The sequence below is a fragment of the Aeromonas sp. ASNIH1 genome (assembly GCF_002934285.1).
Taxonomy (GTDB): domain Bacteria; phylum Pseudomonadota; class Gammaproteobacteria; order Enterobacterales; family Aeromonadaceae; genus Aeromonas; species Aeromonas caviae.
Window position 1 is genome coordinate 2,580,183 of sequence record NZ_CP026228.1, and the last position, 23,407, is coordinate 2,603,589.

Annotated in this window: 22 protein-coding genes; 14 read left to right on the top strand and 8 right to left on the bottom strand. The window is 61.7% G+C overall.

The genetic code is table 11. The features are described 5' to 3' along the window. Window positions 1–13: 13 nt before the first annotated feature. The 7 genes from accB to C2U37_RS12625 form a co-directional block, all read right to left on the bottom strand. On the bottom strand, window positions 14–475 hold the full coding sequence (gene accB, locus C2U37_RS12595) for an acetyl-CoA carboxylase biotin carboxyl carrier protein (protein ID WP_010675405.1): 462 nt from the start codon (window positions 473–475) through the stop codon (window positions 14–16). Between the two features lie 36 nt (window positions 476–511). Beyond that, the gene (gene aroQ, locus C2U37_RS12600) at window positions 512–961 is read right to left on the bottom strand and encodes a type II 3-dehydroquinate dehydratase (RefSeq protein WP_104452428.1); all 450 of its coding nucleotides are present in this window, start codon (window positions 959–961) and stop codon (window positions 512–514) included. 283 nt (window positions 962–1,244) lie between these two features. Further along, complete coding sequence (gene acs / locus C2U37_RS12605) at window positions 1,245–3,191, bottom strand: acetate--CoA ligase (RefSeq protein WP_039040306.1); 1,947 nt, start codon at window positions 3,189–3,191, stop codon at window positions 1,245–1,247. A gap of 175 nt (window positions 3,192–3,366) precedes the next feature. Then, window positions 3,367–5,154 (bottom strand): EAL domain-containing protein, encoded by a 1,788-nt coding sequence (locus C2U37_RS12610; RefSeq protein ID WP_199770442.1) that lies wholly within the window; start codon window positions 5,152–5,154, stop codon window positions 3,367–3,369. Window positions 5,155–5,260: 106 nt separating this feature from the next. After that, window positions 5,261–5,629, bottom strand: coding sequence for a hypothetical protein (locus C2U37_RS12615; protein WP_042014461.1), 369 nt, complete (start codon window positions 5,627–5,629; stop codon window positions 5,261–5,263). Window positions 5,630–5,636: 7 nt separating this feature from the next. Next, on the bottom strand, window positions 5,637–6,305 hold the full coding sequence (torD, locus tag C2U37_RS12620) for a molecular chaperone TorD (RefSeq protein WP_104452429.1): 669 nt from the start codon (window positions 6,303–6,305) through the stop codon (window positions 5,637–5,639). Between the two features lie 150 nt (window positions 6,306–6,455). Then, the gene (locus tag C2U37_RS12625; RefSeq protein ID WP_010675399.1) at window positions 6,456–6,743 is read right to left on the bottom strand and encodes a hypothetical protein; all 288 of its coding nucleotides are present in this window, start codon (window positions 6,741–6,743) and stop codon (window positions 6,456–6,458) included. Between the two features lie 341 nt (window positions 6,744–7,084). Between C2U37_RS12625 and glyA the strand changes: the two genes are divergently transcribed. From glyA to C2U37_RS12700, 14 genes are all read left to right on the top strand, one after another. Next, window positions 7,085–8,338 carry a serine hydroxymethyltransferase gene (gene glyA / locus C2U37_RS12635; protein WP_010675397.1) on the top strand — a complete coding sequence of 418 codons (1,254 nt, stop codon included), beginning with the start codon at window positions 7,085–7,087 and terminating at the stop codon, window positions 8,336–8,338. Between the two features lie 87 nt (window positions 8,339–8,425). Next, window positions 8,426–8,860, top strand: coding sequence for a hypothetical protein (locus tag C2U37_RS12640; protein WP_180344902.1), 435 nt, complete (start codon window positions 8,426–8,428; stop codon window positions 8,858–8,860). A gap of 134 nt (window positions 8,861–8,994) precedes the next feature. Beyond that, complete coding sequence (gene nrdR / locus C2U37_RS12645; RefSeq protein ID WP_010675395.1) at window positions 8,995–9,444, top strand: transcriptional regulator NrdR; 450 nt, start codon at window positions 8,995–8,997, stop codon at window positions 9,442–9,444. A 277-nt stretch (window positions 9,445–9,721) separates the two neighbouring features. Next, complete coding sequence (ribD, locus tag C2U37_RS12650; RefSeq protein ID WP_039040300.1) at window positions 9,722–10,831, top strand: bifunctional diaminohydroxyphosphoribosylaminopyrimidine deaminase/5-amino-6-(5-phosphoribosylamino)uracil reductase RibD; 1,110 nt, start codon at window positions 9,722–9,724, stop codon at window positions 10,829–10,831. A 55-nt stretch (window positions 10,832–10,886) separates the two neighbouring features. Next, window positions 10,887–11,540, top strand: coding sequence for a riboflavin synthase (locus tag C2U37_RS12655; protein ID WP_039040359.1), 654 nt, complete (start codon window positions 10,887–10,889; stop codon window positions 11,538–11,540). Between the two features lie 137 nt (window positions 11,541–11,677). After that, on the top strand, window positions 11,678–12,787 hold the full coding sequence (ribBA, locus tag C2U37_RS12660; protein ID WP_039040299.1) for a bifunctional 3,4-dihydroxy-2-butanone-4-phosphate synthase/GTP cyclohydrolase II: 1,110 nt from the start codon (window positions 11,678–11,680) through the stop codon (window positions 12,785–12,787). A gap of 133 nt (window positions 12,788–12,920) precedes the next feature. Further along, complete coding sequence (ribH, locus tag C2U37_RS12665) at window positions 12,921–13,391, top strand: 6,7-dimethyl-8-ribityllumazine synthase (RefSeq protein WP_010675391.1); 471 nt, start codon at window positions 12,921–12,923, stop codon at window positions 13,389–13,391. Window positions 13,392–13,405: 14 nt separating this feature from the next. Then, window positions 13,406–13,819 (top strand): transcription antitermination factor NusB, encoded by a 414-nt coding sequence (gene nusB / locus C2U37_RS12670; RefSeq protein ID WP_010675390.1) that lies wholly within the window; start codon window positions 13,406–13,408, stop codon window positions 13,817–13,819. A 57-nt stretch (window positions 13,820–13,876) separates the two neighbouring features. After that, on the top strand, window positions 13,877–14,836 hold the full coding sequence (gene thiL / locus C2U37_RS12675) for a thiamine-phosphate kinase (RefSeq protein WP_039040298.1): 960 nt from the start codon (window positions 13,877–13,879) through the stop codon (window positions 14,834–14,836). Beyond that, a complete protein-coding gene (locus C2U37_RS12680; protein WP_010675388.1) occupies window positions 14,833–15,321 on the top strand; it encodes a phosphatidylglycerophosphatase A family protein in 489 nt (162 codons plus the stop codon). The genes thiL and C2U37_RS12680 overlap by 4 nt, the downstream gene beginning before the upstream one ends. Before the next feature lie 645 nt (window positions 15,322–15,966). Beyond that, window positions 15,967–17,691 (top strand): dipeptide ABC transporter ATP-binding protein, encoded by a 1,725-nt coding sequence (locus C2U37_RS12685; RefSeq protein ID WP_010675387.1) that lies wholly within the window; start codon window positions 15,967–15,969, stop codon window positions 17,689–17,691. A 58-nt stretch (window positions 17,692–17,749) separates the two neighbouring features. After that, window positions 17,750–19,306 (top strand): ABC transporter substrate-binding protein, encoded by a 1,557-nt coding sequence (locus tag C2U37_RS12690; protein ID WP_010675386.1) that lies wholly within the window; start codon window positions 17,750–17,752, stop codon window positions 19,304–19,306. Between the two features lie 96 nt (window positions 19,307–19,402). Continuing rightward, window positions 19,403–20,377 (top strand): ABC transporter permease, encoded by a 975-nt coding sequence (locus tag C2U37_RS12695; RefSeq protein ID WP_039040297.1) that lies wholly within the window; start codon window positions 19,403–19,405, stop codon window positions 20,375–20,377. Window positions 20,378–20,380: 3 nt separating this feature from the next. Beyond that, window positions 20,381–21,322 carry an ABC transporter permease gene (locus C2U37_RS12700; protein ID WP_029314771.1) on the top strand — a complete coding sequence of 314 codons (942 nt, stop codon included), beginning with the start codon at window positions 20,381–20,383 and terminating at the stop codon, window positions 21,320–21,322. A 219-nt stretch (window positions 21,323–21,541) separates the two neighbouring features. On the opposite strand, the gene dxs is transcribed toward C2U37_RS12700, so the two are convergent. Beyond that, window positions 21,542–23,407 (bottom strand): 1-deoxy-D-xylulose-5-phosphate synthase, encoded by a 1,866-nt coding sequence (gene dxs / locus C2U37_RS12705; protein WP_104452432.1) that lies wholly within the window; start codon window positions 23,405–23,407, stop codon window positions 21,542–21,544.

The following is a 23,407-nucleotide window of genomic DNA, read 5'->3' on the forward strand; positions in this document are numbered from 1 at the left end:
GTGGCATTTTCCCTTATTCGATGATGAACAGCGGCTCGTCAAACTCGACGGCCTGACCATTTTCAACCAGGATCGCTTTGATCACGCCGGCCTTGTCAGACTCGATTTGGTTCATCATTTTCATGGCTTCGACGATGCACAGGGTGTCGCCGACATTGACGTGCTGACCGACTTCCACGAACGGCTTGGCTTCCGGGCTGGAGGAGCGGTAGAAGGAGCCCACCATGGGGGAGCGCATCAGATGACCACTCGGGGCGGCATCGGCAGCAGGTGCAGCGGCTGCTGCCGGAGCAGCGGCAACCGGTGCGGCAACCTGAGCTGCGGCCTGGGGCATGATCATCTGCGGGGCAACGCTAACCTGGCCGGAGAAATTACGGCTGATGCGAACGGACTCTTCCCCTTCGGAGATTTCCAGCTCGGCGATGCCGGACTCTTCAACCAGTTCAATCAGCTTCTTGATTTTGCGGATATCCATTAGCATTCTCTTTCTTCTTTATCTGATCAGTGATTATCAAGCCGCGCGCAACTGATGCACGGCCGCGGTTAAAGCGAATTGGTAACCATCGGCACCCAACCCGCAGATCACCCCCTTGGCGACATCAGACAGATAGGAGTGATGACGGAAGGGCTCCCTGGCATGAACGTTTGACAGGTGAACCTCGATAAAGGGGATGGCCACACCCAGCAGGGCATCGCGCAGGGCAACGCTGGTATGGGTGAAGGCGGCGGGGTTGATGATGATGAAATCCACCTGGCCTATGGCCTGATGGATGCGGCCGATCAGCTCGTGCTCGGCATTGGATTGCAGATGTTCCAGGGTGACACCGAGTTCGCTGGCGCTGCGCGTCAGATCGGCGACGATCTCATCGAGCGTCTTGCTGCCGTAGATTCCCGGTTCCCGCTTGCCCAGCAGATTCAGATTGGGGCCGTTAAGCAGGAGGATTCGGTGATGTTGCGACATATTGAGTACATCCTCGATGATTATGCTGCTATCTATCAGCTATCTTTGGACTACCAAAAATCTAGCCAATTTTTGCACAAATCGGTGTGCCCTGACACACAGATTTCGCAATTATATTGATTTCGTGAAAATTAGCAGCATTTTACTGGTCTAATCTCTACATCTGGCTATTTATTGGCCTGGTTTGCCCGCAAGCCCTGCCTACCACCGAACTCTGCCCTGTCCGGATCCCGAAGACAACAAAGCCGGCACGTGGCCGGCTCTGTTGACGTGGGGAAGAGACTCACGCCGCTTCCGACTTCTCGCGGATCAGCTTGTCTACGACCCCCGGATCCGCCAGGGTGGAGATATCCCCCAGGCTGTCGGTTTCGCCGGTGGCGATCTTGCGCAAGATACGCCGCATGATCTTGCCGGATCGGGTCTTGGGCAGCCCTTCGGCCCAGTGGATCACGTCCGGGGTCGCGATGGCGCCAATCTCCTTGCGCACCCACTCCTTCACTTCCTTGTGCAGCTCGCGGCTCGGCTCTTCCCCGGCGATCAGGGTGACATAGGCGTAAATGCCCTGTCCCTTGATCTCGTGGGGAACACCCACCACCGCCGCTTCGGCGATCTTCGGATGGGCCACCAGAGCGGACTCGATTTCGGCGGTGCCCATGCGGTGGCCGGAGACGTTGAGTACATCATCCACCCGGCCGGTGATCCAGTAGTAGCCGTCCTCGTCGCGACGGGCACCGTCGCCGGTGAAGTAGCGACCCGGGAAGGTGGAGAAGTAGGTCTGCTCGAAGCGCTCGTGATCGCCGAACACGGTACGCATCTGGCCGGGCCAGGAGTCGGTGATCACCAGGTTGCCCTCGGTGGCGCCCTCCAGCGGCTCACCCAGGTTGTCCACCAGAGCAGGCTGTACTCCGAAGAAGGGACGGGTGGCCGAGCCGGGCTTGAGCGCGGTGACGCCGGGCAGCGGAGTGATGAGGATGCCGCCGGTCTCGGTCTGCCACCAGGTGTCGACGATGGGGCAGCGCTCGTCGCCGATGGTGCGGTAGTACCACTCCCAGGCTTCCGGGTTGATGGGTTCACCCACCGACCCCATGATGCGCAGGCTGGTGCGGGAAGTGCCTTCGACAGCCTCCTTGCCCTTGGCCATCAGTGCACGAATGGCGGTGGGGGCGGTATAGAGGATGGTGACCTGATGCTTGTCCACCACCTGGCTCATGCGGTTGGTGGCCGGGTAGTTGGGCACCCCTTCGAACATGACGGTGGTGGCGCCGTTGGCCAGCGGCCCGTAGACCAGATAGGAGTGACCGGTGACCCAACCCACGTCGGCGGTACACCAGTAGATGTCCTCTTCGTGGTAGTCGAACACGTATTTGAAGGTGAGGGCGGCATAGACCAGATAGCCGCCCGTGGTGTGCAGCACACCCTTGGGTTTGCCGGTGGAGCCGGAGGTGTAGAGCACGAACAGGGGATCTTCGGCGCCCATGGCTTCGGGCGGACAATCCGGGCTGGCGGCGTTGACCGCATCATGCCACCAGATGTCTCTGTGCTCGTGCCAGGCCACGTTGCCACCGGTGCGCTTGAGGACGATCACCTTGCTGACCTTGGTATCCGGGTGGGTAAGGGCCTCATCCACGTTCTTCTTGAGGGGGATGGGGCGACCGCCTCGCAACCCCTCATCGGCGGTGATGACGACGGAGGCGCCGGAGTCGATGATGCGGCCCGAGAGCGCCTCCGGCGAGAAGCCGCCGAAGACGATGCTGTGCACGGCCCCGATGCGGGTACAGGCCAGCATGGCGATGGCCGCCTCCGGCACCATGGGCATATAAAGGCAGACCATGTGGCCACGCTTGACCCCCTGGGCTTTGAGCACGTTGGCAAACTTGCACACTTCGGCGTGCAGTTCGCGATAGGTGATCTTGCGATCTTCAGCCGGGTTGTCCCCTTCCCAGATGATGGCGACCTTGTCGCCGCGCTCGCTCAGATGGCGATCCAGGCAGTTGGCCGAGACGTTGAGCAGGCCATCCTCATACCACTTGATGGAGACGTGGCCCGGATCGTAGGAGGTGTTCTTGACGCGGGTGTAGGGGGTCATCCAGTCGAGGATCTTGCCCTGCTCCCCCCAGAAGGCGTCCGGATCCTGCACCGACGCCTGATACATGGCTTCATAACCTTCCTTGTCCAGCAGGGCGCCGTTGCCGATGTGGGCCTTGACCGGGTAGACCTTGCTCTCGCTCATCTCTCACTCCTGTGAATACATTTTCTTAATGATTGAGTAACAACTTATACCTTTGGTTCCCGAGGGCAATTAGACTTTTGGATAGCGACGAAGATAGCGGGCGGGAAGCCATGATGATGAAGCAGAAGGGATCCATGGGCTCCCTTCTTTGCTTGCGTGGTGGCGCGGCCAAGGTTCAATGGCGGAGGGGGAGCAGGGGAGGCAGGCTGGGTTCTGGCAGGGGATGGCTGAACAGGTAGCCCTGTCCCTCTTCGCAACGCAGGGATTGCAGGAACTGGCGCTGGGGCTGGGTTTCTATCCCTTCCGCCGTGACGGCCATGCCGAGGGAGCTGGCCAGCTGGACTATGGTACGGCACAGCTCGCGGCTGTGCTTGTCGTCGGGCAACGCCTGGACGAAGGCCCTGTCTATCTTGATGCGATCGATGGGCAGGCTCCTGAGCAGGCTCAGGGAAGAGAAACCGGTGCCGAAGTCGTCGATGGCGATCTGTACCCCCAGCGCCTTGAGGCGGGTGAAGAGCCGCAGACTGTGATCCACGCTCTGGATGATGCTCTCGGTCACCTCGATCTCCAGCCGCTCGGCAGGAAAACCGGTCGCAGCCAGAATGGCTGTCACCCGCTCCACGTAGTCGTGGGAGCGCATCTCCCTGACCGACACATTGACCGAGAGCCTGGGCACGGCGCGCCCTTCGGCCAGCCACTGCTGCCCTTGCCGGCAGGCGGTGCGCATCACCCATTCTCCCAGCGGTTCGATGAGACCGCACTCCTCTGCCACCGGAATGAAACGGTCCGGGGATATCATGCCAAGGCTGGGATGCTGCCAGCGGATCAGGGCCTCCAGGCCGCTGAGATGACCATCCGCCAGATCCGTCATGGGTTGGTAGAGCAGGCGAAACTCTTGCTGCTCAATGGCCTTGAGCAGTCCCTGCTCCAGCAGCATCCGCTCCCTGGTCTGTGCCGTCATGTCGGGGGAGTGGAACAGATAGCCGTTGCGGCCACGGCGCTTGGCTTCATGCATGGCGTTGTCCGCCGCGCTGATGAGGCTGTCCGGGGTCTGGCCATGCTCCGGATAGAGGGAGATGCCGATGCTGGCGGAGAGCCTCACCCGCTCCTGGCCGATGTCGGCGGGATCGTGCAGCCTGCGTTGAAACCCCTCGATGAGACCCAGCAGATCCTGGGTCTCCCTGATGGCGGGCAGCAACACCAGAAATTCGTCTGCCCCCAGCCGGATGGCGATGTCTCCGGGGCGCAGACAGTGGCGAATGCGGTCTGCCGACAGCTTGAGCAGCAGATCGCCGGCACTGTGCCCCAGGTTGTCGTTGATGAGCTTGAAGCCGTCGAGATCGATGAACAGCAGCGCCAGGACGTGGTGGTTCACCCTGGCCGTCTCTATCTCCAGGGTGAGGCGCTCTTGCAGCAGATGGCGATTGCCGAGATCGGTGAGAGGATCGTAATAGGAGAGGTGCTGCAAGCGGGCTTCGGCCTGATAGAGACGCAGTGCATGAAGGTGGGTCATTTCCTGCAGGCCGGGGGACGCGGGTGCGTCGAGGTGGGTGCTTGTCTGTACGGACTCCCTCATCACGAGGAAGATGCCGCTGAAGGTGCCCTCCTCATCCAGCACGGAGCTGACGCTCACTTGCCAGCGTGCGGGAGAGGCCGCGCGGGAGAGACCGACCGTCTCCACCTCAAATGCGCATCGGGGGGCCCCTTGTCGCAGTTGCTGAAACAGCGGGAGCAGCTGGGGAGTCTGGGCAGGGACAATGTCGAACAGCGTCTTGCCCGGGTGCTCTGCCCGCGCGAGGCCGGTCAGTTCGGCAAAGCGTCCGTTGACGTCGCGACACCTGAATTCGTGATCGAAGACCCCAATCCCGACGGGCGCCTGGGCGAACAGCTGTTGCAACTCGTAGGGAGAGAGCGGGCCTGACAAATGCCGTGTCGGAACCGATTCGGGCAGCACTTTTTCCATGGAGGCTCCTGAATTGATTGCTTTGTCATTTGGACGACTGTGTCAGTATGGCAGGAAGTGTCAGGAGAGAAAGAAAGTGTGAGAAGGGTGTGAAATCAACGAGATGTCAGCCTTTCTGGCGGCCAAACGCCTGGATCCCGCGAACAAATACCAGCCAGCCCACCAGATGAAACGGCAACGCCATGGCGTAGAGCACCAGCCAGTGGCTCTCGGTGCCGCTGCTGTTGATGAAATCTGCCCAGGCGGCGAGCAGGGCCAGCATGCCCGCTATCTGGAAACGGCGACGCAGCACCACTTCCACCCCGAGATTGGCGAGGTAGAGGGTCAGCAGGATGCCGGCAAAGCCGGTGAGCTGGGCGGTGCCGTAGAGCGCGCGGTCCGGGTTGAACAGCAGCGTCACGAGGGGAGTGAGACCCTGATCCAGCGGGATCAGGGCCAGCAGCCAGCATGCGATAAGAAGCAGGGCTGTCTTCATGCCGGGCTCAGTCGGCGGACGGTGCCGGTTTGACCAGGGAGAGGTAGTTGGCGTCCATCTTGAGGAACACCCCCAGCAGGCGGGCACTGGCACCGTAGAAGCCAAACTTGTCGGCGGCCCGGCAGGCCTGCTCGAAGCGCTCGAACCAGCCCAGCAGGTGACCGTGCAGCAGGGACTCCTGCTCGCCGAGCCACGCCTCGCGCTGGTCGGCGGTGGTCGACTCGGCGGCGCGGATGATGAGGCTGCCCATCAGATCCAGCTCGATGGCCAGATGATCGGCAGGCTCATTGTACTTGTCGCTGACATTGATGCCGAGGCGATCGAGGCGTGCCTGCATCTCGGTCATAGGGGCCTGCATCAGCTGCTTGCCTTCGCCCCGGTAGAGGGATTCGTAGGGCAGGGCACCCTGCCCGGGAGCGCTCAGGAACAGGCCTGCAAAGTCGGCGGCCAGCGCCGTCTGGCGCTCGGGGCGCACCAGCAGGCGGGCGATGGCGTCGTTGAGCTCGGCCACGGCTTCGCGCATGGGGTCGAGAGTAGAGAGGCTCTTCAAGAAGCTGCGCACGTCATAGGTGTCGTATTCAGCGATCTGCGCATCACTGAGTTCGGCAGCAAACAGGGTGGAAAACCACCAGTAAAGCTCGGCCCGGCGTTCGCTGGTCGCCATGAATTCCTGCATTTTTCCTCCGTGGATGACAATCGGGAGCCTTGATGGCCCCCGATTCTAACGACTTTAAAAATAAAGGAAACTCATGGGGCCTTTTGGCCGGATAGCGCCAGGAGAGGGGGTCGCTATTGCGGGATCGCCGTGGGCGACGAGGAGGCCGACCTACTCCTCGACGCGATAGAGCACCTGCTTGCAACGGGGGCAGATATGCTGGCGGCGGTAATCCATCTGGTGCACCAGGCCGACCTCCCGCTGCTGATGGTGACCGCAATGGATGCAGAAAATGAGATCCCCGTCGGCGGCGCCGGGATGGGCCGCCAGGTACTGCTCCCGGGTGGGAAGTGTCTCCCAGTTGGCGGTGCAGGCACCCTTGCGGCTGGCGGTGTAGTAGACCCAGTAGAAGAGAGCGAAGACCGCGACAATCACGAACAGCATCAGATGATCCATCATGGCGTTTCCCCTTGTGTTCCGGGATGGCAGGGAGCGACACCCGCTCGTGCAGATGTCCCATGGCCTAAAGATGTTATCTGTTAGTAAATGCTATATCCATGATCTGGCTCTGGTTTCTATCGCCTTGCCCGGGAAGCGGGGACGATGGCTGGAGCCGGATTGCGGGTGTGGGGAGGCCGGGGGGATGAGCGAAGCCAGGGGGCGGGATTCGAAATTTGCGACGTATTTTACATTTTATAAACAATTTTTTGGGTGGTTGGACTGTCTCTTTGATCCAGCTCACGTTACAATGCGCGGGCCCACTTCACCTATCGCGCAAACGATTTTCAGGAGATAAACGGATGTTGAAACGTGACATGACCATCGCCGGCTATGATCCAGAGCTGTGGCAGGCCATCACAGACGAGACCCGTCGTCAGGAAGAGCACATCGAGCTGATTGCGTCCGAGAACTACACCAGCCCCCGCGTCATGGAAGCCCAGGGCTCCCAGTTGACCAACAAGTACGCCGAAGGCTACCCGGCCAAGCGTTACTACGGCGGTTGCGAGTATGTGGATGTGGTTGAAACCCTGGCCATCGAGCGCGCCAAAGAGCTGTTCGGTGCCACCTACGCCAACGTGCAGCCGCACTCCGGCTCCCAGGCCAACAGCGCCGTCTACATGGCCCTGCTGCAACCGGGCGACACCGTGCTCGGCATGAACCTGGCCCACGGCGGTCACCTGACCCACGGCTCCCCCGTCAACTTCTCCGGCAAGCTGTACAACATCATCCCCTACGGCATCGACGAGTCCGGCAAGATCGACTACGACGAGATGGAGCGCCTGGCCGTTGAGCACAAGCCGAAGATGATGATCGGCGGCTTCTCCGCCTACTCCGGCATCGTCGACTGGGCCCGCATGCGCGAAATCGCCGACAAGATCGGTGCTTACCTGTTCGTGGACATGGCCCACGTGGCCGGTCTGATTGCCGCCGGCGTCTACCCGAACCCGGTGCCCCACGCTCACGTGGTCACCTCCACCACCCACAAGACCCTGGCCGGTCCGCGCGGTGGTCTGATCCTCTCCGCCGCCGACGACGAAGATCTGTACAAGAAGCTGAACTCCGCCGTCTTCCCGGGTGGTCAGGGCGGCCCGCTGATGCACGTCATCGCCGGCAAGGCAGTGGCCTTCAAGGAAGCGCTGGAGCCCGAGTTCAAGACCTACCAGGCCCAGGTCGTGAAGAACGCCAAGGCCATGGCGGCGACCTTTATCGAGCGCGGCTACAAGATCGTCTCCGGCGGTACCGACAACCATCTGATGCTGGTTGACCTGATCGGTCGCGAGCTGACCGGCAAAGATGCCGACGCAGCCCTCGGCAAGGCCAACATCACCGTCAACAAGAACTCCGTACCGAACGACCCGCGTTCCCCGTTCGTGACCTCCGGCGTGCGTATCGGCACCCCGGCCATCACCCGCCGCGGCTTCAAGGAAGCCGAGTCCATCCAGTTGGCCAACTGGATCTGTGACGTGCTGGACAGCCACGACAACGAAGAAGTGCTGGCGACCGTGCGCGAGAAGGTGCTGGACATCTGCCGCCGTTTCCCGGTCTACGCATAATCAGCCTGACCTTCAGGTTGAAGACCAATGCCACCCTCGGGTGGCATTGTTTTTTGCAGCGCCTGGCAAGATGAGACAGAGGTGACCATGTGCGATGACATGGAAGAGGACGCGCTGGAGGCGTCACTGCGGCAGACGGTTCGCGCCCAGTACCACTTTCGCGCCAGCGAACAGGGGCTGCTGGCCTGGGATGTGCGCCGCTTGATCCGGCTGAGCCGCAACCTGCCGGTGCAGGCGGTGGCACTCGGCGAGATTGCCGAGCTTGACCGCGACCACTGGTACGGCCATGGCGACGCCACGCCCACGGTGCGCAGCGTGGTGGCGCATTGCCAGCTCATGATGGCGGCGGATCTCGCCTATCCCATCCTGCTCGACAGCGCCGGTCGGGTGATGGATGGCATGCACCGGGTGGGCAAGGCGCTGATGCTGGGCCACAGCCATGTGGCTGCTCGCCGGTTCGCGGCGGATCCTGCCCCCGATTACCAGGATTGCGACCCCGAGGCGTTGCCCTATGACGACTGAGTCCTGCCCGAAGGCCTGGCAGGTTGTCCCTTGTTTTCATGGGCTTTTACCGGCTCTGGATGGCCGTGTTACACTGGCCGGCCTAGCGCCAGCCCCCGGGGCCCGCGCCCATTTTCATCCACGCCGGAGGTCAGATGCATTGCCCCTTCTGTAGTGCCGTTGATACCAAGGTGATCGATTCCCGTCTGGTGGCCGAGGGCCATCAGGTGCGCCGCCGTCGCGAATGCCTGCTCTGTCACGAGCGTTTTACTACCTTCGAAATGGCCGAACTGGTCATGCCCCGCGTCATCAAGTCCAACGGCTCCCGCGAGCCCTTCAACGAAGACAAACTGCGGGCCGGCATTCTGCGGGCGCTGGAGAAGCGGCCGGTGAGCATGGAGGCCATCGAGAAGGCGGTCAACCACATCAAGTCCCGCCTGCGGGCCACCGGCGAGCGTGAAGTCGCCTCCCAATTAGTGGGCAATCTGGTGATGGATGAGCTCAAGAGCCTGGACAAGGTGGCCTACATCCGCTTTGCCTCCGTCTACCGCAGCTTTGAAGACATTCGCGAATTCGGGGAAGAGATCGCCAAGCTGGAGAAGTAACGCCGGCCTGTCGCTCCCTATGTGAATCAGAGAGGGGCTGCCGTTGCGGCAGCGCCAGTTGTTACATCAGTGAGACATCTAGACAGCGCATCGTTGCACTGGTGAAAAAGTATGAGGGCGTGCGGCCGCATCCTGCGATGTGTGTGCCCGTCGCCATGGCGTCAGATGCCATGGCCGATCTGCCCGAGAAGGCGTGCGGCAAGCGCGTACACCCTATTTTCTTGTCCCATCGGATGGCCGTGCCACCGGGGACAGGTTGCTGGACACAGGAGCCCGGATGTTTAGTCAAGACGATTACCAATGGATGAGCCGGGCCCTCGAACTGGCCCGGCGCGGCCGTTACACCACGGCTCCCAACCCCTGCGTCGGCGCCGTGCTGGTGAAGGCCGGCGTGGTGGTGGGGGAGGGCTGGCACAAGCGGGCCGGTGAGCCCCATGCCGAGGTCTATGCCCTGCACGCGGCAGGGGAAGAGGCCCGCGGTGCCACCGCCTATGTGACCCTGGAGCCCTGCTCCCATCATGGTCGCACGCCCCCCTGCGCCGAGGCGCTCATCAAGGCCGGGGTGACCCGGGTGGTGGCTGCCATGGTGGATCCCAATCCCCAGGTGGGCGGGCGCGGCCTGCGGATGCTCTCCGAGGCGGGGATCAAGACCGATTTCGGCCTGCTGGCCGCGGAAGCCGAGGCCCTCAATCCCGGTTTCTTCAAGCGGATGCGCACCGCGTTTCCGCTGGTGACGGTCAAGCTGGGGGCGAGCCTGGATGGTCGCACCGCCATGGCGAGTGGCGAGAGCCAGTGGATCACCTCTCCGGAGGCGCGCCGGGACGTGCAGCGGCTGCGGGCCCGTCACGATGCGGTCCTCTCCAGCGCCGAAACCGTGCTGGCGGATGGCGCCTCCCTCACCGTGCGCTGGGACGAGCTGCCCCCCTCGGTCAAGGCGGTCTATCCCAAAGAGACCCTGCGCCAGCCACTGCGGGTCATCGTGGATTCGCAAAACCGGCTCACCCCGGATCTGCCCCTGTTCCAGAGCGAGAGCCCGGTACTGCTGGCCCGCCACAAGGCATCCGGTGAGTGGCCCGCCTGGGTGCAGCAGCTGGAGGTGCCGCTGCTGGATGGCAAGCTGGATCTGGTCAGCCTCTTCATGCTGCTGGCCAAACAGAACGTCAACTCGGTACTGGTGGAGGCGGGGCCACGGCTATGCGGCGCCCTGCTGGAGAAGGGGCTGGTGGACGAGCTGGTGCTCTATCAGGCGCCCAAACTGATGGGGGATGAGGGACGTGGCCTGTTCCATCTGCCGGGGCTGACCCGGCTGTTCCAGGCCCCCAAACTCAACCTCAAGGATGTGCGCATGCTTGGCCAGGATATTCGCATCACTGCGAAAATAGCCTGATTTTTCAATGTTCACGGGGGCATCCGTCGCCCCCGTCATCAGCAAGGTGATCTGCATGTTTACCGGAATTATCGAAGCGGTGGGAACCCTGGCCGAGCTGCGTCGCCAGGGGGAGGACATGGCCCTCACCGTGCACGCGCCTACCCTGGACTTCAGTGACGTCAAGCTGGGCGACTCCATCGCCACCAACGGCGTCTGCCTCACCGTGGTGGCGCTCGGGGATCACAGCTATACCGCCGACGTCTCCCTGGAGACCCTCTCCCGCACCGGTTTTTCTGCCGCCAAGGTGGGGGATCCGGTCAACCTCGAGAAGGCGCTGATGCCCACCTCCCGCCTCGGCGGCCACCTGGTCTCTGGCCACGTGGACGGTATCGGCGAGGTGAAGAGCAAATCGTCCAGCGGCCGCGCCATCGAATACTGGATCAAGGCGCCGGGGGAGCTCTCCCGCTACATCGCCGAGAAGGGGTCGATTGCGGTGGATGGCATCAGCCTCACCGTCAATGCGGTTCAGGGGGATCTGTTCCGGCTGACCATCGTGCCCCACACCGCCCAGGAGACCACCATCGCCCGCTGGAAACCCGGCTACCGGGTCAACCTCGAGGTGGACCAGATAGCCCGCTATCTGGAGCGGCTGATGACGGGCAAGCGCGAGGAGAGCAGTGCCTCTACCCTGACCCTGGAGAAGCTGGCCCAGTCCGGATTCTTGTGAGCCGTTTTGACGGGAAAACGCGGTTCTGTGATCCCGCGCGGATTGAAACGGGGCCGCGTGCCCCCATCTAGAGCACAATACGCAGTATCAAGTCGAGCCGACTGGCTCAATCCCCAAGCATGTTGATGGAGTAGCCCATGGCGCTGAGCACGACCCAGGAAATCATTGCCGATATCAAGGCTGGCAAGATGGTGATCCTGATGGATGACGAAGACAGGGAGAACGAAGGGGACCTGATCATGGCCGCCTCCTGTGTCCGCCCGGAAGACATCAACTTCATGGCGCGCTACGGTCGTGGCCTCATCTGCCTGACCCTGACCCGGGATCGCTGCAAGCAGCTGGCGCTGCCGCTGATGGTCGATCGCAACAATGCCCAGTTCTCCACCGCTTTCACCGTCTCCATCGAGGCGGCGGAAGGGGTGACCACCGGCATCTCCGCCGCCGACCGCGCCGTCACCGTGCAGGCCGCGGTGGCGCCCCATGCCAAGGCCGCCGATCTGGTGCAGCCCGGCCACATCTTCCCGCTGATGGCGCAGGATGGCGGTGTGCTGACCCGCGCCGGCCACACCGAAGCGGGCTGCGATCTGGCCCGGCTGGCCGGCTTCGAGCCAGCCTCCGTCATCGTCGAGATCCTCAACGAAGACGGCACCATGGCCCGGCGCCCGGATCTCGAGATCTTCGCCGAGCAGCACGGCATCAAGCTCGGCACCATTGCCGACCTTATCGAATACCGCAACCAGCACGAGACCACGGTAGAGAAGGTGGCCGAGTGCAAGTTGCCCACCGAATACGGCGAGTTCGACCTCGTCACCTTCCGCGACACCATCGACAACCAGGTGCACTTCGCCCTGAAGAAAGGGGACGTGAAGGCCGACCAGCCGACCCTGGTACGGGTGCACCTGCACGACGTGCTGAGCGATCTGCTGCTCACCGACCGCCACAGCGCCCGCAGCTGGCCGCTGCCCAAATCCATGGCCCGCATCGCCGACGAGGGCGGGGTGCTGGTGATCCTGGGGGCGGAAGCCCATGGCGCCGAGCTGCTGGCCAGGGTCAAGGGTTTTGAAGCCGCCGACAAGGGGCTGGCACCGGAAGGGGCCAAGTGGCAGGGCACCTCGCGCCGGGTCGGCGTCGGCTCCCAGATCCTCAAGGCGCTGGGGGTCGGCAAGATGCGCCTGTTGAGCTCTCCCAAGAAGTACCATGCCCTCGGTGGCTTTGGTCTGGAAGTGGTGGAGTACGTCGGCGAGTAAGCGCTGCGTATGGTTGAATTCATCACCATGGCCGCCCGTTGCGGCCATGGTTTTTTGTCGCGGCTCTGTTGTGCTAGAATGCGTGCACTTTTGAGCCCGGCCCCTAATTGATTGCACAGAGACAGGATTTCCAATGAAGATTATCGAAGGAAATATCGCCGCTCCCGAGGCGCGTGTTGCTATTGTCGTTGCCCGTTTCAACAGCTTCATCAATGACAGCCTGGTGAACGGCGCGCTGGACGTGCTGAAGCGTCAAGGTCAGGTCCAGGAGAGCAATCTGACCCTGGTGCGCGTACCGGGGGCCGTCGAAATTCCCCTGGCGGCCAAGAAGCTGGCCAAGAGCGGTCAATACGACGCCATCGTCGCACTCGGCACCGTCATCCGCGGCGGTACCTACCACTTCGAACTGGTAGCGAGCGAGAACGGCAAGGGTCTGGCCCAGGTAATGATGGAATACGACATTCCCGTTGCCTTCGGCGTGCTGACCACCGAAAACATTGAACAAGCCATCGAACGCGCCGGTACCAAGGCGGGTAACAAGGGTGCAGAGGCTGCACTGAGCGCGCTCGAAATGATCAACGTCCTGAAACAACTGGACGTGTAACGAGGAGAAATGCATTGAAACCGTCCGAGCGCCGTAAGGCCCGCCATTGCGCCACCCAGGCCATCTACCAGTGGCAGATGACCCAGGCCAACGTGGGCGACATCGAAGAGCAGTTCAAGATCGATCAGGACACCAAGGGTGTGGACCTGAACTATTTCCGCGATCTGCTGTTCGGGGTTGCGGTCCACTGCAACGAGCTGGACAAGGTGTTCGCGCCTTTCCTCTCCCGTCCGCTGGAAGAAGTGGACATGGTGGACAAGGCGATCCTGCGTCTGGCGACCTACGAGCTGACCCGTCGTGAAGATGTGCCGCCGCGCGTGGTGATCAACGAAGCGATCGAGCTGGCCAAAGCCTTCGCCGCCGATGACAGCCACAAGTTTGTCAACGGCGTCCTGGACAAGGTGATCAAGACGCTGCCCAAGCGCTGATCCTGCTGTCCGTCAGCAATTAAGAGAGGAGCCAGCTTATTGCTGGCTTTTTACTGTATGGGTGAATTTGAGCTGATTGAGAAGTACTTCAAGGTCCCCCACGCCCGCAAGGACGTGGTGATGGGCCCTGGAGATGACTGTGCCCTGCTGACCCTGCCCCCCGACGCCCAGTTGGCGGTGAGCACGGACACCCTGGTGAGCGGCGTGCACTTCTTCCCCGACATGGATCCGGTTGATCTCGGCTACAAGGCGCTGGCGGTCAATCTCTCCGATCTGGCCGCCATGGGTGCCGAGCCGCGCTGGGTCTCCCTGGCCCTGACCCTGCCCGCCATCAACGAGCGCTGGGTCGCCGGTTTCGCCGAAGGGTTCCTCGAGCTCGCCGAGTACTACAACGTGGCGCTGGTGGGGGGAGACATGACCCGCGGGCCCCTCTCCATCACCGTCTCGGTGAAAGGATCGGTCCCGGCAGGTCGCGCCCTGATGCGCAGCGGCGCCAAGGCCGGTGACGGGGTCTACGTGACCGGTACCCTGGGAGATGCCGCCCTGGCGCTCTCCCACCTGCTGGGCAAGCGCACCCTCAACGAGAACCAGCTGGCGGCCGTGTTGCCGCGCCTCGACCATCCCCATCCCCGCATCCTGGCCGGTCAGGCCCTGCGCGGGCTGGCAAGCAGCGCCCTGGATCTCTCAGACGGCCTGGCGTCCGATCTCGGCCACATCCTCAAGGCGTCCGGTGTGCGGGCCCAGATCGATCTCAATCTGCTGCCCCTCTCCCCCGTGTTGCAGGATGCGGTGCCGGCCATGGATGCCTGGCAACTGGCCCTGGCCGGGGGCGACGACTACGAGCTCTGCTTCACCGTGCCCCAGGAGCATCACGGTGCCCTGGACACGGCACTGGCCAATTGTGGCGTGAAGTTCACCCGCATCGGTCGCATCCTGGCCGGGGAGCCTGGCATCGACTACCTGCAGGACGAACAACCCGTCGAACTGCACCTCAAGGGCTGGGATCACTTCGCATGATGTCTTTCAAGATAAAGCCCGAACTGACGCGGCTGAACCTTAAAAACCCGCTCCACTTCCTGGCGGTGGGCTTTGGCTCCGGCCTCTCCCCCAAGGCGCCGGGCACCATGGGGACCCTGGCAGCCATCCCGCTCTATCTCTTGGTGAGCGGGCTGCCGACCTCCTGGTTCATCGCCCTGCTGGTGGTGGGTTTCGTGGCGGGCATCCGCATCTGCCAGAGCGCCACCGACGCCATCGGGATGCCGGATCACGGGGCTATCGTCTGGGACGAGGTCATCGGATTCGGGGTCACCATGATTGCGGCCCCGGCCGGCTGGGAGTGGGTGCTGGCGGGCTTCGTGCTGTTTCGCCTGTTCGACGTGCTCAAGCCCTGGCCCATCTCCTGGTTCGATCGCCGCATTCACGGCGGGCTTGGCATCATGCTGGACGATCTCATCGCCGGCCTGTTCGCCCTGGCCTGCATGCAACTGCTTGCCCACTGGTGAGGGGAGGCGGCTCCCGAACGCCCTCTCGCTGTTTTTTCACTCCTCTCCACTTGCAAAGAGGTCGGATATACCGCACACGCAGGCCCTGAGGGGCCTGCGTTTTTTTGTATGCAATCCCTCCCGGCTTGCCGTGCCGGCGGCCTGTGGCCCAGGTTGATCCTTCTGCATTGTCCCTATTTAGCTCTGCCTATTTTTCCTTACTCCGGATATGCTGCCGTCAAAAAATCATTTCACATAAATATTCACTACTCATTCGAAGCTGGTCAGCATAATGCTGATAGTGAATAAGATGGTTTGTTGCTATTTTGTTGAAACATAATTGGTTGATGGTCTCGCATTGCCAGCGTAATCTCTGGTAATGTGACTTTTATCGACATTTTAACCCCAGGGTGTCGGCATTCTCTGGGCAAAGTATTGCGAAATTGTATAACTGGATCATTTACACCTGCGGGCAAACCGACTAACTTACTCGCGGGTTATTCCAAAAAAATGCAAAAAACCCGCCCGGATCGCTGGTTTGGCTGCCTCATGGATTGAGCGTTAATTACACAACAACGGCTCTCGAGCAGTACCAAGGCACAACCAGCATCTGCGGCTGATTTACGGACGAATTATTTGGGACGGATGTCCCCCGCAGAGGTAACCATGTCCTTGCTTGAAGTCAAAAACTTGCGGATCGAGTACCCCTCCCGCTACGGGGTGCTTGCCGCGGTCAAGGATCTCTCTTTTTCTGTTGAAAAGGGCGAGATCGTCGGCGTCGTCGGTGAGTCCGGCGCTGGCAAATCCACCATCGGCAACGCCGTCATCGATCTGTTGAGCCCGCCCGGTCGCATCGCCCGTGGTGACATCTACCTCAATGGCGAGCTCATCTCCGGCAAGAGCCAGAACGAGATGCGGGCCATTCGCGGCTCGCGCATCGGTTTCATCTTCCAGGATCCCATGACCTCCCTCAACCCGCTGTTCACCGTGGAGCAGCAGCTGGTGGAGACCATCCTCGCCAACACCGACCTGTCCCGCGAGGCGGCCTTTGCCAAGGCCCTCGAGCTGATGGGGGCGGTGGGGATCCCGAACCCGGACGTGCGCATCAAGCAGTATCCTCACCAGTTCTCCGGTGGCATGCGCCAGCGGGTAGTGATCGCCATCGCCCTCTCCGGGGATCCCGAGCTCATCATCGCCGATGAGCCGACCACTGCGCTGGACGTCTCCATCCAGGATCAGATCCTCCAGCTCATCCGCAACCTGTGCAAAGAGCGCCAGGTCGGCTGCATGCTGGTGACTCATGACATGGGGGTGGTCTCCAACGTTACCGACAAGGTGGCGGTGATGTACCGCGGCGATCTGGTGGAGTTCGGCACCACGGAACAGGTGCTGGGCCGCCCCAATCACCCCTATACCCGCAGCCTCATCTCGGCGGTTCCCCGCTCGGATGTCAAGCTGGTACGCTTCCCCCTGGTCTCCTATATCGAGGATGCCGGTGCGGCGGATACCAGCATCGATCTCAAGACCCACTGGCTCGGCCAGAGTCAGGACGAGCGCACCTATGAAGGCGCGCTGTTGCGGGTGGAGAACGTGGATCTGAAGTTCGTCACCAAGGATTCCATCTTCCCGAGCCGCCGCCAGTACGTGCGCGCCTGCAACAACATCAGCTTCGAGATCTTCGAGGGTGAGACTTTCGGTCTGGTGGGGGAGTCGGGCTCCGGCAAGTCCACCATCGCCCGTGCCATCACCGGGCTCTATCCGCCCGACACCGGCAAGATTGTCTTCGAGGGGATCGATCTCACCGCCCTGAAAGGGGAGCACGAGCGTCGCCCCCTGCGCCGCCAGATGCAGATGGTGTTCCAGAATCCCTACTCTTCGATGAACCCGCGCATGAAGGTGCGTGACATCATCGCCGAGCCGATCCGCTTCCACCGCCTCGCCGAGAGCGAGCGGCAGATAGAGCAGATCGTCGGGGACCTGCTGGATCACGTGGGCCTGGGCCGCGGCGCCGGGGTCAAGTATCCCCACGAGTTCTCCGGTGGTCAGCGCCAGCGCATCTCCATTGCCCGCGCCCTGGCGACTCGCCCGCGCTTCCTCATCTGCGACGAGCCCACCTCGGCGCTGGATGTCTCGGTGCAGGCCCAGATCCTCAACCTGCTCAAAGACTTGCAACAGGAGCTTGGGCTCACCATGCTGTTCATCAGTCACGATCTGCCGGTCATCCGCCAGATGTGCGACCGCATCGGTGTGATGCAGCACGGTCATCTGGTGGAAGTGGCCGAGACCGAGAAACTGTTCACCAATGCCGAGCATGAGTACAGCCGCAAGCTGATCTCCCTCATGCCGGAATTCAAGGGAATGTCCCGCGAGGGGCTGGAAATCGCAAGCTAGGAAAGCACCGGTTCGCCGGTTTGTCTGTCAATAAAAAGCCAAAAGCATGGAGAAAGACATGAAGAAAGGATTATCCAAGATCGCCATGGCGCTGTTCGCCGCTGGTCTCGCGTTCAACGTTTCTGCTGCCGACATCAAGGTCGCCGTCGCGTCCGACGCCACCTCTCTGGACCCGCAGGAGCAGCTCTCCGGTCAGACCCTGGAGATGTCTCACCTGGTGTTCGACCCCCTGATGCGTTACACCCAGGATCTGCAGTTCGAGCCGCGTCTGGCCGAGAAGTATGAGCGCATCGACGACAAGACCGTCCGTTTCCACCTGCGCAAGGGTGTGAAGTTCCACTCCGGCAACGACTTCACCGCCGATGACGTGGTATGGACCGTCAACCGTCTGAAGGCCTCCCCGGACTTCAAGGCGATCTTCGACCCCATCGCCGAAGCCAAGAAGGTGGATGATTTCACCGTGGATCTCGTCACCGCCAAGCCGTTCCCGCTGGTACTGCAGACCGTCACCTACATCTTCCCGATGGACTCCAAGTTCTATAGCGGCAAGACCGAGGCGGGCAAGGACAAGGCCGAGATCGTGAAGAACGGTGACTCCTTCGCCTCCACCAATGTCTCCGGTACCGGTCCGTTCAGCGTCAAGTTCCGCGAGCAGGGCGTGAAGCTGGAATACGTGCGCAACGCCAACTACTGGGACAAGGCCTCCAAGGGCAACGTCGAAAACCTGACCGTGGTACCGATCAAGGAAGACGCCACCCGTGTTGCAGCCCTGCTGGGCGGCGACGTGGACATGATCTACCCGGTTGCCCCGAACGATCTGGAGCGCGTGAAGAACGGCAAGGATTCCCAGCTGGTCACCCTGTCCGGTACCCGTGCCATCATCATCGAGCTGAACCAGAACACCAACCCGGCGCTGAAAGACAAGCGCGTGCGTCAGGCGATCAACTACGCCATCAACCAGGTGGGCATCGTCGACAAGATCAACAAGGGCTTCGGTACCCCGGCCGGCCAGCTGAGCCCGAAAGGCTACGCAGGCTACAACGAGGCCCTCAAGCCCCAGTATGATCTGGCCAAGGCCAAGGAGCTGATGAAGGAAGCCGGTTACGAGAAGGGCTTCAAGATGAGCTTCATCTCCCCGGCTGCCCGCTACGTCAACGACGTCAAGATTGCCCAGGCCGTCTCCGCCATGCTGTCCAAGATCAACATCAAGGTGGATCTGAAGACCATGCCGGTGGCCCAGTACTGGCCGGAGTTTGACAAGTGCGCCGCGGACATGCAGCTGATCGGCTGGCACTCCGACACCGAAGACAGTGCGAACTTCTTCGAGTTCCTGACCTTCACCAAGGATGCCAAGACTGGCATGGGTCAGTACAACTGCGGCGGTTATGCCAACGCGGAAGCTGACAAGATGGTGATGGAAGCCAACACCGAGACTGATCCGGCCAAGCGTGCCGCCATCCTGCAGAAGGTGGAAGCCATGCTGATCGACGACGCTGCCTATGTGCCGCTGCACTGGGAAGACCTGGCCTACGGTGCCAAGAAGAACGTCGACATCAAGCCGGTGGTCAATGTGATGAACTTCCCTTATCTGGGTGACCTGGTGGTCAACAAGTAAGCGAAGCGTTTAAGGAAGGACCCGGCGGGGCACCCATGGTTGCCCCGCCATTAACAGAAGCCTGTGCCAAGACACAGGCCACGTAGAAGGACAAGCATGTTTACATTCCTGCTGAAACGGTTCTATCAGGCCGTGATAGTGATGTTCGTCATCAGCCTGGTCGCCTTCTCCATCCAGGACAACCTGGGGGATCCGCTGCGCGAGCTGGTGGGACAATCCGTCTCCGAGTCCGTGCGCCAGGAACTGCGCGACAAGATGGGACTCAATGATCCCTTCCTCGTGAAATACAGCCGCTTCTTGAAAAATGCGGTACACGGGGATCTGGGCACTTCCTATTTCTTCAAGCGACCAGCCCTCGAGGTTATCCTCGACAAGCTGGTGGCTACCCTTGAGCTGGTGTTTGCCGCCGCGCTCATCATCGTCGTGGTCTCCATTCCGCTGGGTGTTTATTCGGCGATAAGACCGCGCAGCATCCTCACCAAGGTCATCATGGCGGTGAGCAGCATCGGCATCTCGATCCCGGTCTTCCTGACCGCCATCATGCTGATGTACCTCTTCTCCATCCAGTTGGGCTGGCTGCCGGCCTATGGCCGTGGCGAGACCTACAACCTGCTGGGCTGGGAGTCGGGCTTCTTCACCTGGGACGGTATCCTGCACCTGGTGCTGCCTGCGGTCTCCCTCTCCTCCATCATGCTGCCGCTGTTCATCCGGCTGGTGCGCTCGGAGATGCTGGAGCAGCTCTCCTCCGAGTACGTCAAGTTTGCCCGTGCCAAGGGGCTGGACAACAACAAGGTCTACTACCAGCACGCCCTGAAGAACACCATGCTGCCGGTCATCACGGTGGGCGGTGTGCAGATCGGGACCATGGTGGCCTACACCATCCTGACCGAAAGCGTGTTCCAGTGGCCGGGGACCGGCTTCCTCTTCCTTGAGGCGATCCACCGGGTCGATACGCCGCTGATCACTGCCTACGTCATCTTCGTCGGCCTCATTTTCGTGGTGACCAATACCCTGGTCGACCTGCTCTACGGGTTGATCAACCCGACCGTCAACCTGACCGCCAAGGGGTAACAGATGACTAATGCTGTAACTGCAAGCCCAAGCCGTTGGGCACGCTTCAAAAATTCCGACATCGTCTACTACTTCCTGCGGGACAAGGTAGCCATGTTCAGCTTTGCGGTGTTTGTGGTCTTCGTGCTGGCGGCTCTGCTGGCACCCTGGATCGCACCGCACAACGTCTATGACCAGACCAGCTTCGATCTGATGGATGCTGAGCTGCCCCCCTCCTGGCTGGAAGGGGGCGAGGCCCGCTTCTGGCTCGGGACCGACAACCAGGGACGCGACATCTGGAGCACCATCCTCTATGGCGCCCGCATCTCGCTGACCATTGGTCTGTTCGCGGTGGGGCTGCAGCTGGTGCTCGGTATCGTCATCGGTCTGATGGCCGGTTACTTTGGTGGTCGCATCGACAACTTGCTGATGCGCTTTGCCGATGTGCAGCTGTCGTTCTCCACCATGATGGTGGCGATCATCATCTCCGCCATCTTCCAGGCGACCTTTGGCTCCGAGTTCTACTCGAAGTTCGCCATCCTGATGCTGGTGGTGATCATCGGTATCGCCGAGTGGCCCCAGTATGCCCGGACGGTGCGCGCCTCCGTGCTGGCGGAGAAGAAGAAGGAGTATGTGGAAGCGGCTCAGGTGATGGGGTTCCGCGCCCCGCGCATCATGTTCCGCCACATTCTGCCGAACTGCCTGTCCCCCATCTTGGTCATCTCCACCGTGCAGGTGGCGAACGCCATCATGAGCGAGGCGGCCCTCTCCTTCCTGGGTCTGGGGATGCCGGTTGATCAACCGTCCCTGGGGTCGCTCATCAGCGTGGGCTTCAACTACATCTTCTCCGGGTCCTGGTGGATCACCGCCTTCCCGGGCCTCTGCCTGGTGGTGCTGGTGCTGGTGATCAACCTGCTGGGTGACTGGCTGCGGGATGTATTCAACCCGAAGATCTACAAGGGCTGATAAACCTCTCCACGAACTGGCTGCGAGGCCGTGATCAAGGTTCATGTGCTGCTCGCTTATGTGGAATCAAGGAGTGCTCACGTATGTCTCGGTTCCTGAGCGGCTTGTAACCTTGTTGACGGCCTTCTCGCGACAGGGCGTGAGCAGGGTTGGTCTGGCACAGTGAATAACAAAAAAGGCGCCATAAGGCGCCCTTTTTATTGCTTGCGATAACCCTTGTCAGGCCTGCAGCCAGCTCTCGATGCGGGTCTGAATGCCCACGCTGTCCAGCCCCAGCAGGGCGTAGATCTCATCCTGGGTGCCCTGCTCGATGAAGCGATCCGGCAGGCCGAGGTTGAGCACGGGTTTGCACTGCTTGCTGCCCATCAGCAGTTCGTTCACCGCAGAGCCTGCACCGCCCATGATGGCGTTGTCCTCGAGGGTGACGAAGTGATCGTGGGAGGCGGCCAGGGAGAGCACCAGCGCCTCGTCCATGGGTTTGACGAAGCGCATGTCCACCAGGGTGGCATCCAGCGCCTCGGCGGCCGTTCTGGCCTGTTGCAGCAGGGTGCCGAACGCCAGGATGGCGGTCCCCTTGCCCTCGCGAACGACACGTCCTTTGCCGAGGGGCAGGGCCTGCATCTCGCTCTCGGCCTGGATACCGGTGCCGCTGCCACGGGGGTAGCGCACCGCCGCTGGCCCGTTGCACAGATAGCCGGTGTAGAGCATCTGGCGGCACTCGTTCTCGTCGGATGGGGTCATCACCACCATGTTGGGCACGGTGCGCAGGAAGCTGATGTCGAACGCCCCCTGATGGGTCGGGCCGTCGGCCCCCACCAGACCGGCCCGGTCGATGGCGAAGAGCACCGGCAGGTTCTGCAGCGCCACGTCGTGGATAAGCTGGTCATAGGCCCGCTGCAGGAAGCTCGAATAGATGGCGACCACGGGTTTCTGGTCGGCGATGGCGAGACCGGCGGCGAAGGTGACCGCATGTTGCTCGGCGATGGCCACGTCGAAGTAGCGATCCGGATATTGCTGGCTGAATTTCACCAGACCGGAACCTTCGCGCATGGCGGGGGTGATGCCGACCACGCGCTCGTCCTTGGCGGCGATATCGCACAGCCACTGACCGAAGATGGCAGAGAAGGTGGGTTTGCCACCGGCGCTCTTGGGCAGGGCACAGTCATCCGGGTTGAATTTGGGGACGGCGTGATAGCCAATGGGATCTTTTTCCGCCGGCTCGTAGCCCTTGCCCTTCTTGGTCTTGACGTGCAGCAGCTGGGGACCCTTGAGATTGCGCATGTTGCGCAGGGTTTCGACCAGGGCATGGATGTCGTGACCGTCGATGGGGCCGATGTAGTTGAAGCCGAACTCCTCGAACAGGGTGCCCGGTACCACCATGCCCTTGAGGTGCTCCTCGGCCCGCTTGGCGAGCTCCTTGACCGGCGGCAGCCCCGCCAGCACCTTCTTGCCCCCCTCGCGAATGGTGGTGTAGAGCTTGCCGGACATCAGCCTAGCGAGGTGATTGTTCAGGGCCCCCACGTTCTCGGAGATGGACATCTCGTTGTCGTTGAGCACCACCAGCATGTCCTTGTGGACGTCGCCGGCGTGATTGAGGGCCTCGAAGGCCATGCCGGCGGTGATGGCGCCATCACCGATGACCGCGACCACCTTGCGGCCAAGCCCTTCGCTCTCGGCCGCCACCGCCATGCCGAGCGCCGCCCCGATGGAGGTGCTGGAGTGGCCCACGCTGAGCACGTCGTACTCGCTCTCTTCCCGCCAGGGGAAGGGGTGCAGGCCATCTTTCTGGCGAATGGTGTGAATGCGCTCCCGTCGTCCGGTCAGGATCTTGTGGGGATAGGCCTGGTGGCCCACGTCCCACACCAGCCGATCGAAGGGGGTGTTGTAGACATAGTGCAGGGCAACCGTCAGCTCGACAGTGCCAAGGCCGGAGGCGAAGTGGCCGCTGGAGCGGCTCACCGAGCGCAGCAGATACTCGCGCAGCTCGTTGCACACCACGGGCAGCCGCTCGAAGGGGAGGGATCGCAAATCGACCGGCGTGTCCGCGAGGGCCAGGTTGGGGAAATCGCTAATATCAACGCTCAT